The sequence below is a fragment of the Hymenobacter miniatus genome (genome assembly GCF_016427455.1).
Lineage (GTDB): Bacteria > Bacteroidota > Bacteroidia > Cytophagales > Hymenobacteraceae > Hymenobacter > Hymenobacter armeniacus.
This window is the reverse complement of sequence record NZ_JAELXR010000003.1, coordinates 55568-72404: the sequence shown is the minus strand read 5'-3', so window position 1 is coordinate 72404 and position 16837 is coordinate 55568. Positions and strand designations below refer to the sequence as shown.

Genomic DNA, 16837 nt, shown 5'->3' with positions numbered 1-16837 from the left:
TGTTGTCGGTTGTCGGGCCATTGCGTCGGCAGCCGACAACGACCGACCGGCGGCTGCCTCCTGACAACTGACTACGAACAACTGACCACTACTATGATTTACTCCATTGTCGCCATCGGCGACCCCGTGCTGAAAACCAAAGCCAAGAACCTGCCCGCCGACCTGCCCGCCGCCGAGCTCAAGCAGCTGATTGGTGACATGTACGAAACCATGTACTCGGCCAACGGCGTGGGCCTCGCGGCCCCCCAGATTGGCAAGGCCGTGCGCCTGTTCGTGATTGACACCGCCCCCATGGTGGAGCTGGACGAGGAAGACCTGGCCGAGCTGGAAGAAGGCGAAGTGCCCGAGCAGGGCATCAAGCGCGCCTTTCTGAACCCGCAGATGGTGAGCGAAACCGGCGAGGAATGGGGCTTCGAGGAAGGCTGCCTGAGCATACCCGGCGTGCGGGAGTTGGTGACGCGCCACGCCGACATCGTGCTGCGCTACGAGGACGAAAACCGCCAGGTGCACGAAGAGGCGTTTTCGGGCATGGCTGCGCGTGTGATTCAGCACGAATACGACCACCTGGAGGGCATCCTGTTCACCGACAAGCTGTCGGGCTTCAAGAAGCAGCTGCTGAAAGGCAAGCTGGCCCGCATCAGCAAGGGCGACGTGAAACACGACTACCGCATGAAGTTTGCCGGCGAGGGCCGGCGGCGCTAGGCAAATCTGTCATCCTGAGCGCAGCGAAGGACCTTATCACGGAGGAACAGCTATTGTCCTGACGTGATAAGGTCCTTCGCTGCGCTCAGGATGACAGATTTTTACATTACTTCTTTGATTAGTTACGCAGCCGGCGCCGTACCTTGTTTGCCGTGAAAAAATACGGCTACGCTTTACTGTTTTGTCTGCCTCTCGTGCTTGTGGCCTACCGGGCCCAGGCGTGGGGCTTTTTTGGCCACCGTCTGCTCAACCGGCTGGCCGTGTACACGCTGCCGCCGGGCATGATAGGCTTTTACAAGGCCAACATTGAGTACCTCACGGTGAACGCCACGCGGCCCGACTCGCGCCGCACCGTGGTGCCCGACGAGGCCCCCAAGCACTTCCTGGACGTGGACCGCTACGGCGACAGCGCCGAGTACAAGCTGCCCCGCAAGTACGCCGACGCCGTGGCCCGCTACGGCGAAGACTCGCTGCAGCGCCACGGCATTGTGCCCTGGAACGTGGTGGCCATGAAAAACCAGCTCACCGCTGCCTTCAAGGCCAAGGACACCGACCGCATTTTGCGCCTCTCGGCCGACATGGGGCACTACGTGGCCGACGCCTGCGTGCCGCTGCACACCACCAAAAACTACAACGGCCAGCTCACCGGGCAGCGCGGCATTCACGGGCTGTGGGAATCGCGGCTGCCCGAGCTGCTGAGCGCCGACTACGACCTGTTTACCGGCAAGGCCGAATACCTCGCCAACCCCACGGATGCCATCTGGGCGGCCGTCATTCGCTCGCACGCGGCCGTCGATTCGGTGCTGCTGTTTGAGCGGCAGCTGACGGCGCAGTCGGCCGGCGACCAGAAATTTGGCTACGAGCAGCGCGGCAACAACACCGTGCGGACGTATTCGCGGGAATTCAGCCGGGCTTACCACGCCCGCCTGAATGGCCAGGTAGAGCGCCAGATGCGCTACGCCGCGGCCCTGATTGGCGACTTCTGGTTTACCTGCTGGGTCGACGGCGGCTCGCCGGACCTGAGCCAGCTGCCGCGCACGCCTTCCGAAACCGAGAAGCAGCGCCTGGAGCGCGAAGCCAAGGAAGCCGCGGCCAAGCCCGTGGTGTCGGCGCCGGGGCACGACGAGTGAGGTGCGCTTTCGCAACAACAAAACAGGCTACCCCAGCGCCTCCGTCGTGTGCAGCTGGTCTAAATCGAGCACGGCAATGCCGTCGTCGTCGACCTCATAGGCGCGTACGAAGCGGCGGTGCCACTCTATCTCGTCGTGGGTGTAGGAGTTGCGGGCGTGCACGTCTTGCGCAAAGGTGTCGTCGTAGCCTTTGAGCTGAACGATGATTTCGACGTCGAGGCGCGCGTAGTCGGCGGGCTGGAGGCCATGGAGCGGGCTGTCGGACGTGATGTCGTGCACCAGCGTCCAGCTCAGCGGGAAGAAGCTGATGGCGTTGCGCTCCAGCGGCAGCAGGGCGTAGGTCTGGTCGTTGGTGGTTTCGTTCACGCTCTTGAGCAGCACGCGGGCCTGCAGGTCAATCAGCACGTTGGCGCGCTGGTTGGCAATGCGGAACTGCAGGCAGGGCGTGCCGTCGGCCCGCCGGCTGATGATGGCCGTGCGGCTGAAATAAATGCGCGCCGTGGGCCGCGAAAACCGTCCGTAGAGCAAGCCCGTGGCCAGCGCAAAGGAGAGCACGCCCACCAGCGCCTCCATGCTCGACACAAAGCCCGAGCCGTTGGTGGCCGGGTACACGTGCCCGTAGCCCACCGAGGTGAAGGTTTGAATGGAGAAAAACAGCGCGCTCAGAAAGTCCTGCCACCAGCCGCGCGGGGCCATCACGCCCGGCAGGCTTTCGAGGCCCAAGGCGAGGTAGATGAGGGCAAATACCACGTTCAGCACGCTAAAAAACAGCACCAGCAAGCCGATGAACGGCCACCAGTCCATGCGCGTGAGCCACTGGTAGGGGTCGTGGCGGTGCGGGCCGCCGCGGCGGCGCACGTTGAACGAGCCGTCGTGGTTGATGGCGCGCTTGGTGCGCCGCGAAAATTTTTCGCCGATGCCGGGGTCGAGGGTGCGCATGCAAAGAAGCAAGAGTGAGAAAGCAAAAGAACGGCATGGCTCAGAAAGCTCGACCTCACGTACTGGACATAGTTTCTTGTCCCTACCCCCTGTTTCCCCCCATGAAAGGCGTGTTTTCCCTAGTGCTGCTCACCATTTCCAATCTGTTTATGACGTTTGCCTGGTACGGGCACCTGCACTTATTCAAAAAAATGGCCTGGTTTGCCAAGTTGGGGCTGGTTGGGGTTATCTTGGTGAGCTGGGGGCTGGCCTTGTTCGAATACATCTTCCAGGTGCCGGCCAACCGGCTGGGGTTCGAGGAAAACGGCGGGCCGTTCAGCCTGTTTCAGCTCAAGGTCATTCAAGAAGTCATCACGCTGACTGTTTTCACGGTGTGCGCCGTGTTCGTGTTCAAAACCGACAAGCTGGGCTGGAACCACCTCGTGGGCTTCGGGCTGCTGGTGGCGGCGGTGTACGTCATTTTCAAGAAGTGGTGAGCGACGGCCCGCGGCCCCGCCTCACACGGCTACTGGCGGCCAAGGCTCATTCTCTCTGCAATTCAAATACCTGATAGCCAAAGCGACGCACCGGCATTGGGTTAGCTTAAAACCTCGCCGTGGGCTGCGGCGTACCAGCGGCACGGGCCGAGCCCGGGATTTACTTTTCTGTTCGTGTATGAATTTTTTCTCCTCTCGAATGCTGCCGGCGCTGGTGCTGGCGGCTTTTGCTCTCTTGCCGGCCCAGGCCCAAAAGGTGGGGCTGGTGCTCAGCGGCGGCGGGGCCAAGGGCCTGGCCCACATCGGGGTGCTGAAACAGCTGGAAAAGAACCATATTCCCATCGACTACATCGTGGGCACGAGCATGGGCGCGGTGGTGGGCGGCATGTACGCGGCCGGCTACTCCCCGGCCGAGATTGAGCAAATCGTGCTCAGCCCCGAGTTTCAGAACTGGACTTCGGGCAAGCCGCTGGAGAGCAAAACGTTCAACTTCCTCACGGCCGAGCCCTCGCCTTCGGCCCTGCGCCTCGGCATTGCCATCGACTCCACGTTCAAGGCCCGCGTGAGCACCAACCTGGTGAACGACCTGAACCTGAACCTGGCCCTGACCCGCCTGCTGGCGCCGGCCTCGGCCAGCAGCGGCTACGATTTCGACAAGCTGTTTGTGCCCTTTCGCTGCATGGCGTCGGAAGTATTTACGCGGCAGGTGGTGGAGCAGAGCAAGGGCTCGCTTTCGGACGCCATTCGCAACTCGATGTCGTTTCCGCTGGCGTTTCGGCCCATCCGCAACCTCGACGGCAAGTACTACTACGACGGCGCCGTGTACGACAACTTTCCCACCAGCGCCATGAAGAAGACCTTCGCCCCGGACATCATCATTGGGGTGAACGTGGGCGACGTGGCCTTCAAGAAGTACCCCAAAAACGACGACCAGCTGCTGGCCAGCACCGTGGCCTTCCTGGGCACGAGCGTGGCCGACACGGGCAGCGTGGGCCGCAACGGCATCTACATCCAGCCCGACCTCGAAGGCATGGGCGTGGGCGACTTTGACCGGGTGAAGGACTTCATTGCCGAAGGCGACACGGCCGCCCTGCGCAACATGGACAAGATAAAGCAGCGCATCGGGCGCCGCGTCGATTCTACTTCGCTGCAGCGGCGGCGGCTGGCGTTCCAGGCGCTGGCGCCGAAGCCGCGCTTCATTCAGGTGAAGGTGAACGGCCTGCGGCCCGACCAGAACGAGTACGCGGCCCGGTTTTTCCGAAAAAGCGGCCGCGAATACTCACTCGACGACATCGAGGAAGGTTACTACCGGCTGGCGTCGGACGACTACTTTAAGAACATTTACCCGCGCATTCGCTACGACGCGGCGCGCCAGGGCTACGTGTTCAGCGTGGATGCCCAGCGCAACAACAACGTGAGCACCGAGGTCGGCTTCGTGCTCTCGAACCGGCCCATCGATAACCTCTTTTTTGGGGTGGAATACCGCTACCTGCGCCGGCTGCTCTACACGGCCTCGGCCGACGTGAGCCTGGGCCGCTTCTACAACGGCGCGCATGGCTCGTTCCGCGTCAATATTCCGGCCAAGTTTGCCTATTTCTTCGAGCCCGAAGTGACCTACAACCAGTGGGACTACCAGAACACGGGCGGCGTGCTGGGGCGCGACGTGCTGAACACGCAGGTGCGCCAGCAGGACACCAAGCTCGGCGGGCAGTTCGGCATCAGCCCCACCTACCGCAGCCGGCTGTTGCTCGACGTGGCCACCTTCGTGACCAAGGACGAGTACACCAATTCCACCGAAATCAAATCGGCCGACGTGCTGGATGCCACCGTGTTTCGGGGCGCCACGGCGGCCCTGCGCCTGGCCCGCAACACCCTCAACCGCAAGCAGTACGCCACCAGCGGCCACCGCTACGTGTACACGCTACGCGCCGTCACGGGCTCGGCCACCTACACGCCCGGCTCCACGGCCGAGCAGATGGCCAACACCCAGCACCGCGAGTGGCTGCAGTTCCGGGCCACGGTAGAACGGTTTTTCCCCCTGAAAAAAGAACGCCACGCCTGGGGCTACTTCGGCGAGCTGATGGTGAGCACGCAGCCGCTGTTCACCACCTTCCGCTCGTCGCAGACCATTGCGCCGGTGTTTGCGCCCTTGCCCGATTCGCGTACGCTGTTTCTGGACGCCTACCGCTCGGCGCGCTACGGCGCCGTGGGCCTGCGCTACACCCAGCCCTTCCTGAAAAAGCTGGAATGGCGCACCGAAGTGTACGCGCACATGAACGCCCAGCCGCTACGGCAGGGCGAGCTTCAGGCGCCCGTTCGCCGCGCCGGCTTCGACCGCCCGCGCGTGACAGCCAGCACGGGCCTGATTTTCCAGACGCCGGTGGGCCCATTGGCCGTGCACGCCCGCTTCTACGACGACCCGGCCGAACGTTTCGGCGTCTACGGGCACCTGGGCTTCCTGCTGTTTCGGAGCCGGGCGCTGGAATAAGCGAGGGGCTCAGTTGAGGGCGGCTGCCACTTCGGCCGGGGCTTCTAGGGGCAGCAGGTGCCCGGCGCCGGCCACAACTTGAAAGGGGGTGCCCGCCGGCAGCAGCGGCAGCGTGAGCCGGCGCTGGGTATCGGGCGTAATGGCGGGGTCGGCCTCTCCCACCAGCAGGTGGCAGGGCACCGCCACCTGGGACATGAGGGCGCTCAGGTCTTCGCGAGCGCCTTCCAGCAGCCAGTGGGTCCAGGCGGCTTTCGTGGTGCGCAGGTTGTCGGCAATGACGTGGGCCCGCAGGTCGGGCGCAATGGGGCGCCGGGTTATCTTCTCGAAAGTTTTGGCGGCCTCCTCGGGCTTGCCGTGCGCGGCCACGGAGGCGGCCCGGTCTTCGTCGGACATGGGTTCGCCCGGCGGCGGCGAGGGCGACAGCAGGACCAGCCGGCGCAGGCCCGCCGGGCGCCGGGCAGCCAGCGCCAAAGCCATTTTGCCGCTCATGCTGTGGCCAATGAGCGTGAACTCGCCCACCTCGTGCTGCGCGATGAACCCAGCAATCCAGTCGGCATAGGCCCGCACCGAATAATCAAAATCGGCCGGCACGGGCTGGCCGCCGAAGCCCGGCAGGCTGGGCGCGAGCAAGCGCACGCCGGCGGGCAGCAGCGCCCCGAGCAGGTCGTACTCGCGGCCGGAACTGGCCCAGCAATGCAGCGCAACGATGGTAGGAGTCATAAGCAGAATGGCCACGCCCGCGCTACGGTTGAGTTGGCGCGGGCCAGAGCGTAAGCAGCACCTGCCCCTACTTGTTTGCCAGGGCGTGGAAATTCGGTAGCTCGTATTGAGTGAACTGCCCACCGCTTCCGGCTTTTCTACCTCCCCAAATCCACTTGCCCGCGTCCTGTCGTACGTCTGCCCCAACATCCTGACTAACTATCCTTACGCATTGCCGGTTTTAAGCCCAAATTATTTATTCGCGGCCCTCGCCTAACCTCGCCATTATCTGTTCTAAATCCCTACTATTCAAGTCCACATTCTTTATCCTTAACACCGATGCCGCCTAGGCTTGGGCTGGCCTTGGCTGTTGTCCTGTATGAAATCACCCCTGGCGCTGCTAGCGGCGGCCGACGAGGAAGTGCTGGTGCAGCGCCTCCTGGCCCGCGACGAACAAGCTCTACAACTCCTCCACGACCGGTATTCGCGCAATCTGTTCACGGTCATTCTACGTCTGGTGCGCGACGAAAACCTCGCCCAGGACGTGTTGCAGGAAGGCCTCCTGAAGGTCTGGCTGAGCATTGACCGCTACGACGCCGGCCGCGGCCGCCTCTTCACCTGGATGGTGCGGGTGTGCTGCAATCAAGCCATTGACGCCCTGCGCAGCCCGCGCCACCGTTTTCACAGCGGCAATCGTTCCCTGGAAGTGGGCGGGGCGCAGCAGGCCCTGGCCCCCGCAACGTTCAACCCCGAGCACATTGGCCTGCGCGAGTTCGTGCTGCGCCTCAAGCCGCGCCAGCGCGAGGTCATCGACCTGCTGTATTTCGGCGGCTGCACCCAGGCCGAGGCCGCCGAGCAGCTCGGCATCCCGGTGGCCACCGTCAAGACGCGGGCCCGCGCCGCCCTGCAGGCGTTGTCGCAGCTCGTGCGGTAGCACGCCTTAGCGCGGGCACTCCTCGCGCGTCAGGCTTTCGTTGATAAGGATGGCGGCCCGGTTGCCTTCGGCGGCGGCGATTAGGGCCTGCTGGGCACCGGGCGTGGTGTCGCCAGCGGCGTATACGTGGCGCACCGACGTTTGCAGGCCCGAATCGACCCACACGGCCCCTTTGCTGGTGATGCGGGCGCCCATTTCCTCGGCCAGCGTGCTGCGCTGCAGCTGGGGCGCGTGCAGAAACAGCGCGGCGCGCGCCAGCTGGCTGCCATCGGCAAACTCGATGCTGTGCAAGTCCCGCTCGTCGGTGCCCACGAGCCGGGCAATGGGCTCCTCGTTGACGCGGATGTGCTGGCGGCGCAGGCGGCGTCGGGCATTCGGCGTGAGGTGGCCGGGGCCATCGGTCACCACCACCACGTCGGGGCTCCAGCGGCTCACCAGCAGGGCCAGGCCCGTCACGGTGCGGCCCTGCCCGTACACGGCCAGGGGCTGCTCCCGCACCTCCCAGCCGTGGCAATACGGACAGTGCAACACGCCCCGCCCCCACAGCTCCCGAAAGCCCGGCAGCGGCGGCAGCACATCGGCCACGCCCGTGGCCAGCAGCACCCGCCGGGCCGTGATGCTGAGCGGTGCGTCGTCGGCGGTGCCGCGGCCGGTAGCCCGAAAGCCGCCCGCCTCCGGCACCACGCGCTCGATGCGCACGCACTGCACTTCTACGGTTTCATAGGGACGCAGCTGCTCGTGGCCCAGGCGCAGCAGTTCGGCCGGCGTCACGCCATCGCGGGTCAGAAAGCCGTGCACGCCGGGCGAGCACTCGTTGCGCGGGCGTCCGCCATCGGCCAGCAGTACCCGACGCAGGCAGCGCCCCAGCGTGAGGGCCGCCGCCAGCCCGGCGCTGCCCGCGCCAATTATCAACACGTCGTATTGCATCAAAGTCAAAATCAGTCCTTGTCCGGATTGGTCTAACCGGCCGGGAGGGCCCGGGGTTGCGTTGGCCGCCGCCACAGCCATAAAAAAAGCCCTCCCCGGCGTGGGGAGGGCTTTTTCATGCGCCGGTAGGCCGGCAGTCGCTCATCCGTTATTCTTTGATGAGGCGCTTGGTCAGGTTCACCACCTGGCCGCCGTTCTGGCCACGCACCAGCACCACGTAGGTGCCGCTGGCGATGGTGTTCAGGTCGAGGGCGTGCGCCAGACCAGCTGGCAGCACTTTGCTCAGCACCGTGCGGCCCGTGGCGTCGAGCACGCTCACCTGGTAGGTGCCGGTGGGCAGCGAGGTCAGGTCGAGTTGCGTGCGGCCCGAAGCGGGGTTCGGCGAGAGGGAGATGCCCAGTTCAACGGTGCTCTTGGTGAAGGTCACCGTGCGCACCGGCGAGTAGGTGCTCGTGCCGTCGGCGTCCACCTGCAGCAGGCGGTAGTACACCTGGCCCGAAGCTTTGGCACCAGCGCCGGCATCGGTCAGGGCGTAGCTGGTGCCGGCCGAAGTCGTGCCTTGGCCTTTCACCTGCGCGATTTTCACGAAGTCGGAACCGTTGAAACTACGCTCCACGTCGAAGTGGTCGTTGTTCTTCTCCGAAGCCGTGGTCCAAGTCAGGGCGGCGTCGATGTTTTTCACGGCCGTCACGGCAAACTCTTTCAGCTCGACGGGCAGGGGCACCGCTCCCGTGATTATCGTCACGGCGTTGGTGTTGGTGCCGCCTTTGGTGTCAATCGTCGTCACGGTGATAGCCGGGAGGGTGATGCCCAAGCGCGGCAGCTTGGTGGGGTCGGACACGATGAACTGGCCGGTCGTGGTGTTGAACACAATGCCGTAGGTGGCCAGCAGCGTAACGTCGGCCGCGCTGATGGATGCCGACATGATGCCGTTGCTTACCGTGCCGGTGCCCGTGGCGGGTGCCGCACCGGTCGTGGGGTCGTAAATCAACCCGGCCGTGTTGTACTGGGCGCCGTTGATGTCGATGCCGAAAGCCAGCACATCGCCCGCCGCGTACTTGTTGGCGTTGCCGCCTTTGGTGGCCGTGCGGGTGTATACCGAGTTGTTGTCCTGGCCCACGGCCAGCGTGTAGGTGGCGACGTTGGACACCCCACCCTGGGGGTCGGTGCCGGTGTAGGTGAAGGCCACCGTGCCCACGTAGCTGCTCACCGGGTCAAACGACAGGCTCTGCATCTGCGTCAGCGACAGATTCAGGCTGCTGAAGTTGGCCGTGGTGATGGCCGTGGGGGTGCCGCCGTTGGTGTAGTACAGGGTACCCTGCGTGGTGGCGTTCGGGATGGTCACCAACTGGAACGAGTTAACGGTGCTTTCGGCGTCGGTCACGACGAAGGGCGAGATGGACTGGCGGTCGGCCGTGTTGCCTTCGGGCGTCATGGAAGTGTTCACCACGTCGTAGGCCACCGGGCGCTGGTTCAGCACGCTGGTCGACACCGAAGCGGTGTTGGTGGCGTTGGGAGTGGTTTCGGTGGTGGTGGTAGTCACGTCGGTGCGCACCACAAAGTTGGCCGTGGGAGCTGCGAAGGAGACAATCACCGTTTCCGAAGCGCCCGCTACCAGGGTGCCAGCCGCGCGAATGGTCACCGTGCCACTGCCGCCGACAGGCGAAGCGCCGTTGATGCTGTACGCCGTCACGCCGGCGGGCAGGTTCAGGGTTTGGGTGGTGTTGCCGGCCGCCGACGGGCCGTTGTTGGTCGTCACAATGGCGTAAGACACCGTGGCACCGGCCATGGCCGCAGCCGGCCCGCTGATGGCCGTCGTTACATCGGCGCGGGAAGCCGGAGTTACCGGCACGGCGACCGTGTTGTTGGCCGGGTTCGTATCGGGGTTGTCGAGCGTGGCCGTGGCCGTGGCGGTGAACGAAGTACCCGGCAGCGTGACGTCAATGGTGTTGACGATGCTGCCGCTGGTGGCCAGGCTGGCCGTGGCCGGGAAGGTCACCACGCCGGTGGCGTTGTCGTAGATGCCGCCGCCGCTCACCGTCACGGTGCCGCCGTTGTTGCGCAGGCCCGAAGGCAGCGACACGGTTTGCACCACGTTGGTGGCTGCTTGCACGGTGCCATTGGTCGTCGTCACGGTGAAGCGGCCGGTGGAGCCGGCTACCGGGGTCGTGGGGCCCGTCAGGGTGGTGGCCAGGTCCAGGCCGGTCAGGGCCGAGGTGCTGAGCGGCGTGATGATTTGGGCCGCGTTATTAGCCGAGTTGACGTCGGTGACCGAAGAAGTAACGGCCGCCGTCACGCGCAGCAAGGTCACGTCGGGGGCAAGGAACTGCACCGTGAAGCTGGTACCGGGCGCGTCGGGGCGCGCAAGCGTGGGGCTGGCGGTTGGAGCCGTGAGGGCGCCGGTGCTGAGCGTGTATACGCTGCCGTTGGCAAACGTCACCGTGGTGCCGTTTGAGGTGCCCGTGGCGTTGTTCAGCAACAAGGTAGCCGGAGCCAAGTTGGCCGGCAGCACGAGGCTGGTGGCCGTAGTACCCGAAGTGGACGGGCCGTTGTTAGAGGTCGTCACGGTGTAGAGCACCGGGTTGCCCACCACCGCTTGCGCGGGGCCCGCAATCTGCACGGTGGCATCCACTGCCAGCGTCACGGTATTGCCGTTGGCGGGGTTGAACTGCGAGGCGTTGTTGGTCAAATTCGACTCCGTGGTGGTGGTCGAAACTTGAGCAGAGGCCCGCAGGGGGCCGTTGCCGCTTACTTCGTAGCTCACCGTCGTGAACGCCGTGCCGTTGCCCACCAGATTGGCGATGGCAGGCAGCACCAGCGTGCCGGTGGCGATGGTGTACACCGCGCCCGAAGCAAACGTTACGGTGGTGGCGCCCACCGTGCCCGTAGCACCGTTCACCTGCAACGTGGCGGGGTCGAAGCCCACCGACAGGTTCACAGACTGCTGCACGCTCTGCGCTGTGATGGTCGTGTTGTTAACCGTTTGCACGCCGTACGTCACGATTTGGCCAGCCGTTTCGTTGTTCGTGGCCGGCCCACCGCCATTGACGCGGGTGTTGAAGATGCTGATGGCCACGTCCGTCACCGGAAGGATTTCCGTTTCTGTGGTCGCCACGTTATCGGCCGGCACGAGGTCGGGTGAGGTCGTCGTCACGCTGGCACTCACTGCAAGCGAAGCACCGGATTTGGGACCTTCGAGCACAATGCTGTAAGAGACATTTGCGGCACTGCCTTGCGAAGTAATAACCGGGAGCGTTAGTACGCCCGTAAGTTGTGAATACGTCGCGCCGCTGGGGAAAGTGATGATGCCGCTGTTCAGTGTGCCGAACGTGCCGTCCACAGTCATTGTCTGCGTCGTTTGCCCCAGGGGTAGCATCACCTGCGATTGCACGTTGCTGGCGGTAGCAGGACCGCGATTACCTTGTGTCACAACGTATGTAAGCGGACCACCAGTAGCTACTTGCGCCGGGCCCGTCACAGTGGTGTATACATTCACACTCGAGCCGGTGGCAGCCGAAGAGGTGACGGGCGTTAGGCTACCGGCTCCGTTGAGGTAGGCCGTGTTGTTACCTGGATTAGTGTCAGTGCCCGAAACTAGAGTAACCGTGGCTGAGGGCGAAAAACTGCCAGCCAGTGTCGTAAAGGAAACTGAATTGGTCACCACTTGGCCCACCGTTAGGGGCACCGCCGGGAAAGTCACCACGCCGTTGCTGGCGTTGTAGGTACCGCCGTTGGTGGCAAACACACCACTCAGGCCCGTGGCCAGTTGCACTGTTTGCACGACAGCGTCGGCGGGCGACACGCCGTTGTTGGTCATGGTGGCGACGTACGTAGCCAAGCCGTTGGTCACCGTGCTGGCGGGGCCAGCGAGGCGCGTGGTCAGGTCCGACTGCGGCGTCACCGTCAGGCTAACCCGCGCCACGTTATCGGCTGTCGCGCCGTTTTCGTCACTGGTGGTGGCAATTCGCGATACGGCCGTGATGGAAGAATAGGTTGCCGGCAGGTTCGTCACGGTAATGGAAACGTCCTGAGCCGTAGAACCTAGAGCTAGTGGAGACACTGTCGCGAAGGTTATCAGGCCCGTGAGGTTATTATATGTGCCACCTGCAACCGTCACCGTGCCCCCGTTCGAAGTAAGACCCGCCGGCAACTGCACGGAACGCGTCACCCCGAGGGCGTCGTTCGGGCCGAGGTTGCGGAAAGTAGCCGTCAGGGTCAAGGCGCCGCCCGCGTTGGGGTTGGCACCCGTAATTGTGGTGGCCACATTGGCCACAGCCGTTACTGGCACGGTGTAAGTGGCAGTGTTCGAAAGTACAAAGTTGTTATCGAAGGCCGAGTAGTTGAAAACCGCGTTGCCCGTAAATCCTGGCGTGGGTTGGAACGTGAGCAGGTTCAATTGATTGGCGTTAACATTCAGGCCGGCGGCCGTTACAGTCGTGCCGTTGAAGACGAGCGTGCCGCCCGTGGTAGGTGCAAACACCCGGTACAACACAATGGAGTTGCCGGCACCGTCGGCCGTGGCCGAAAGGTTGGGGTTGAGCACCGTGGCCAAGCTATTGGTGGGCAAGGGGTTGTTGGTTACGTCATTGGCCACGGGGGCCAGATTCACCGTCACGTTGCCCGAGAATTCTGAGGTAGCGTTGTTCAGCGTTGCGGTGCCGGTGAGCACCGTACCGAGGGACACGCCGGACAGAGAGGCCAGCGGAATTGTGAATCTAAACCCGTTCGCCGAATTGTCCGAGCCTTGGTTGAGGCCATTAATCAGGCCTGAGTAGCTCTGGGCTGAGCTGCTTTCGATGTCCGCCCCGCTTCCTTCCGTCACGGTGGTTAAGTAGGCCTGGCCTTCGCCGAAGCCAGTGGGGTCGACGGCTGCCCGGTACAACTCAATGACCGAGGTGCCGCGGGCATAGCCGGCCACAATCAGGTTGGTGCCCGAAATGGTAGCCGATGTAATCACCGGGAAGTTGAGCAGGCCGTTGGCGCCGGTGTCGGCGTCGCCGTTGTCGTTCAGGGTCACGCCGTCGCCGTTCGTGGTAGTACCATTTGTGAGGTCGATGGCCAAGCCGTTGTTGCCGCCAAAAATATTTTGCGAGAAGACGTTGCTGCTGGTGGCATTCTGGGCCACAATGCCTCCACCGCTAGCACGAGTCGAGTTGCGGATGACGTTGCTGGTGATGGCCGTGCCGGTTGCGTTACCCAGCAAAGTCACGTTGACACCGTTGCTGTAAATTGTGTTGTTGACAATGTCTAGGCTCGTGGCAGTGGTATTTACCAGCACGCCGCTGCTAGCTGCTGCCGAGCCGGTGATGCCCAAGCTGCGGAGCTGCTCGTTGGCACCGGAGAAAGCCAAGCCGGTTTGGCCATTCAAGTTCAGGATTACTTCGGGACCTGTCGATTCCGAGCCGGCCGTAGTCACGGCAGCGTTGGAGTTGCCAGTCGAGCGGGTTTGCGTGCTGCCGTCGATGGCAGTGAGCGAACCCGAAACCGTCGGCAGTGCCGATAGTAAACTGATGGGAGCTGCACCACCGGTGAAGGTCGAGGTCAAGCCAGCCACTTGGCCAGCTACGGCCGAGCCATTTGGTACCATGAAAATGCTCGTCTCCAAGCCCGTGGTCAGGGCCGTGGTGGCGCCATTTGTGGCGGTGTACACCTGCGCCAGTGTGCTTTCGCCGCCCAACAGGTTGCTGTTGGTAATGAACTGACGCAAAGAACCCTGGGCGTTGTTACCCGATACCGTGGCAACGTCGTTGGTGTTCACCACAGTATCAAAGTTGTAGCCAAAATCCACGTTCACGGCCGGAGCACCGGCTGCGGCCGTGCCCAAGACTATCGGTGCCTGCGATTCGGCAATGATGCCGGTTACGGACGCCAGGAATGCCAACGTGGTGCCAGCACCGCCCTGCGCGGCATCGTAGCGCGAAGGGTCTTCACCGCCCACGCGGTTTCCATCGGGGATGGTTCCGCCCGCGGCGGTTACCTGCGTGCGGTACGTCTGCACCGGAATCGCCGCCGTCGTGTAGCCGGTGCGGCTGCTGGTCACGGTGTTGTTCACCACGCGCACCACGTAGCTGTTGCCGGCGGTCAGGCCGATGAAGGAATAGCTGCCGTCGGCAGCAGTCGTGGTGGCGGTGCTGTAAGTGGCGACCCCGCCCGTCACGTTGTAGAGCTCGACGCGGGCGCCGCTGCGGCCTACGCCGCTGCTGGTGCCTTGCGAGCGGCCAAGGCCACCGCCGTAGTTCACGTCTTCAAACACGGTGCCCGAGATGCTGGGCGCAAAGGTTACCGGCGTGGGCGCAGGCGTATCGCCCACGTCCGAGAGGTCGGCGCGCAGGGCCGGGAAGGTAGCCGAGTTGGTCGAAGCATCATAGGCCTGCAGTTCGTTGGGGCTCAGCAGCGAACCGTCGGCGCTGGCTTGCGTGTAGCCATTGTTCGGGCTGGTGTCGGTGCTGGTGGCATAGGCCGTGTTGTTTTGCGCGGTCGACGGCACGTTGCCGGCCGGGAATACAACCTGCACCGTGTAGGTAATGACGGCGCGCTGGCCCGCCGTGAGGGGCTGGGTGCCGCTCAAAAGCGAAGCACCGCCCGTTAGGCCGGTGAAGCTAGCGTTTGCCACCAGCGAGCTGCCGTCGAGGTTGGTCACCGTGGGAGCCGCGGTGATGGTCGTGGAGGTAGCGGTCGGGAAAGTGGTGTTGTTGCGGGTGGCGGTGGTGGTGCCGCGCAGCAGGTCGCTTACCTGAACATAGCTGTCGGTAACGGTGCCCGTGTTGCGCACCCGAATGGTGTAAGTGACGTTGAACGTAGTAGCGTTGACGGCCACCACATTGGTCACCTCTTTCGTCACGTCGATGCGCTGGTTGGGGTTGATGCAGCTCGCGCCATCGGAGTTACTCACCCCATCAATGGTGCTGATTTGCGTGTACGTACCGGTCGACGTGTTCACAATGTAAAAAGTCCCCCCGTTGGCCGACCCGGCCGTGCCGTTGGCGTAGGCGTACAGCTTACCGGCAACGTCGAAGAAGGCCGTACCAATGGTTTGGTTGGTGGTTGCGTTCGGAGAGGTGATGGTGGTAACGCGGGCCGAGGTGGGCACGGTGTTCGACGTGTTACCCAGCGTGGGATTGCCCGATGCGTCGTAGAGGTCGAGGCGATAGAGAATGTTATCGGCGTAGACGCCGTACATTTTGTTGTCCGACGGATTGTAGGCCAAGTCGAAGTAGTCGGAAGCGGCATTGCTGGCGGCCCCCGTACCGGCTGCATTGCGCAGCGGCAGTATAGTGGCCGAAGTAGCGGGGGTGCCGCTGTTCAGGTCGAAACGGTACAGGTTGCCCCGGTAAGTCGCGTCGCTGCTGTTGCGGGTAGACACGTAGTAGTGGCCCGTCTTGTCGAAGGTACCCGTGGCAAACTGTGCCACCGGCAGGTTGGTGGCGCCCAAGTCTTGTACTCCGCCCAATCCCATTTTATATAGGCGGGGAACCACAACGGCAGTGCCATTGTCGGCCGGGAACGTTAGTGCATACAGGTAGCCATCCTGCGAATTATAAGCCAAGGCGTTCACCACGATGTTGGTGCTGCCAACGCTTAGCTTGCCCGTGGTGCCATACGTGCCACCGGTGATGGGCACCGTGGTATAGGTGGCCGTGGTGCGGTCCACGCGGTACAACACGGAAAAGGCCGTTGCACCGGAACCCGACTGTCGCACCTGAAAGAAGGTGCCATCGCAGGAAAAAGCCCCGCCAGGCGTAGTCTGAGCCCATGCGCCTATCGGCACAAAAGCCAGCAATGCCAGCAGCAGGAATGTAGAGATGGATAATGTTTGTCTCATGTAATGAGGAACTTGGGTGAAAAAATTTAAAATGTTAGTTGACGAAACACAAGTCGTTGAGTCATCTAAAATGAGTATGACCCAGCTAATCCGAGCGTAAAATTACCGGGCCCTATAAGCGCGCTGTGCGGTATTCGACTAATAAGCCAATTGGCCCGGTGAATGAAGTGCTTTTGCGAGGCGAAGCAGGCGACACCGTGAGGCACATTATGCAGCTTACACATATAATAATGATTAAAGTACAATCACAAGGCAAAACCTTCACTTGAATAGAATGCATTATTCCATTGGCAAAATTACCCAATGCTTTACACTAATTGACTACGTATTTCTTGATTTAGTAAAAAAATAATAAAGGCGAATACCTACGCAGTATCTGATTAAACGGGATTTAGCTTGGGCACAATATTTTTTTATGTTATATAAACATGCAAAAAAATGCAACTGATATTAATGACCGTTTTAAATCAAAAGTTTAACTAATCTAATAAAGCGCAAATTGATGTTAAATTTTAACTTTAATAAGTGATAAATCATTAATTTAAACACCACCTGTAACGATGGTTTAGAAAATCACTCAGCTCAACCCGCACTTGTACCCACAACTTTCACGCTCCGAAAACAGGCACGAAATGGACTGGCAATCCGCTTCATGCAGGAGTATAGTCTTGTTAAAAAATGCCACAGGCCGGGGGCTCAGCACCAATATGCTGAGCCCCC

General features: G+C 62.4%; 9 protein-coding genes. 5 read left to right on the top strand and 4 right to left on the bottom strand.

The features are described from left to right. Positions 1–93: 93 nt before the first annotated feature. Positions 94–702, top strand: a complete 609-nt coding sequence (def, locus tag JAO73_RS05540) for a peptide deformylase (RefSeq protein WP_190925511.1) — start codon at positions 94–96, stop codon at positions 700–702. A 194-nt stretch (positions 703–896) separates the two neighbouring features. Further along, positions 897–1832, top strand: a complete 936-nt coding sequence (locus tag JAO73_RS05535) for a zinc dependent phospholipase C family protein (RefSeq protein WP_317191204.1) — start codon at positions 897–899, stop codon at positions 1830–1832. 27 nt (positions 1833–1859) lie between these two features. Here JAO73_RS05535 and JAO73_RS05530 read toward each other — a convergent pair whose 3' ends face one another. Beyond that, positions 1860–2771 carry an ion channel gene (locus tag JAO73_RS05530; protein ID WP_198976154.1) on the bottom strand — a complete coding sequence of 304 codons (912 nt, stop codon included), beginning with the start codon at positions 2769–2771 and terminating at the stop codon, positions 1860–1862. Between the two features lie 101 nt (positions 2772–2872). Here JAO73_RS05530 and JAO73_RS05525 point away from each other — a divergent pair, with 101 nt between their 5' ends. After that, the gene (locus tag JAO73_RS05525) at positions 2873–3247 is read left to right on the top strand and encodes a DMT family protein (protein WP_190925506.1); all 375 of its coding nucleotides are present in this window, start codon (positions 2873–2875) and stop codon (positions 3245–3247) included. 178 nt (positions 3248–3425) lie between these two features. After that, complete coding sequence (locus JAO73_RS05520; RefSeq protein WP_198976153.1) at positions 3426–5735, top strand: patatin-like phospholipase family protein; 2310 nt, start codon at positions 3426–3428, stop codon at positions 5733–5735. A 9-nt stretch (positions 5736–5744) separates the two neighbouring features. On the opposite strand, the gene JAO73_RS05515 is transcribed toward JAO73_RS05520, so the two are convergent. Next, entirely contained in the window at positions 5745–6455 is a 711-nt protein-coding gene (locus tag JAO73_RS05515; protein ID WP_198976152.1) for an alpha/beta fold hydrolase, read from the bottom strand. 358 nt (positions 6456–6813) lie between these two features. Between JAO73_RS05515 and JAO73_RS05510 the strand changes: the two genes are divergently transcribed. After that, entirely contained in the window at positions 6814–7368 is a 555-nt protein-coding gene (locus JAO73_RS05510) for an RNA polymerase sigma factor (RefSeq protein WP_198976151.1), read from the top strand. A gap of 6 nt (positions 7369–7374) precedes the next feature. On the opposite strand, the gene JAO73_RS05505 is transcribed toward JAO73_RS05510, so the two are convergent. Both JAO73_RS05505 and JAO73_RS05500 read right to left on the bottom strand, forming a co-directional pair. Next, complete coding sequence (locus JAO73_RS05505) at positions 7375–8295, bottom strand: NAD(P)/FAD-dependent oxidoreductase (protein WP_233168747.1); 921 nt, start codon at positions 8293–8295, stop codon at positions 7375–7377. Positions 8296–8443: 148 nt separating this feature from the next. Continuing rightward, positions 8444–15958, bottom strand: coding sequence for a T9SS type A sorting domain-containing protein (locus JAO73_RS05500; protein WP_198976149.1), 7515 nt, complete (start codon positions 15956–15958; stop codon positions 8444–8446). Positions 15959–16837 lie beyond the last annotated feature (879 nt).

What these genes read in the sequence shown, in the direction of transcription:
- JAO73_RS05525 (WP_190925506.1), top strand. Translation starts at nt 2,873, where the DNA reads ATGAAAGGCGTGTTTTCCCTAGTGCTGCTCACCATTTCCAATCTGTTT.
- JAO73_RS05505 (WP_233168747.1), bottom strand. Translation starts at nt 8,295, where the DNA reads ATGCAATACGACGTGTTGATAATTGGCGCGGGCAGCGCCGGGCTGGCG.
- JAO73_RS05530 (WP_198976154.1), bottom strand. Translation starts at nt 2,771, where the DNA reads ATGCGCACCCTCGACCCCGGCATCGGCGAAAAATTTTCGCGGCGCACC.
- JAO73_RS05510 (WP_198976151.1), top strand. Translation starts at nt 6,814, where the DNA reads ATGAAATCACCCCTGGCGCTGCTAGCGGCGGCCGACGAGGAAGTGCTG.
- JAO73_RS05520 (WP_198976153.1), top strand. Translation starts at nt 3,426, where the DNA reads ATGAATTTTTTCTCCTCTCGAATGCTGCCGGCGCTGGTGCTGGCGGCT.
- def (WP_190925511.1), top strand. Translation starts at nt 94, where the DNA reads ATGATTTACTCCATTGTCGCCATCGGCGACCCCGTGCTGAAAACCAAA.
- JAO73_RS05515 (WP_198976152.1), bottom strand. Translation starts at nt 6,455, where the DNA reads ATGACTCCTACCATCGTTGCGCTGCATTGCTGGGCCAGTTCCGGCCGC.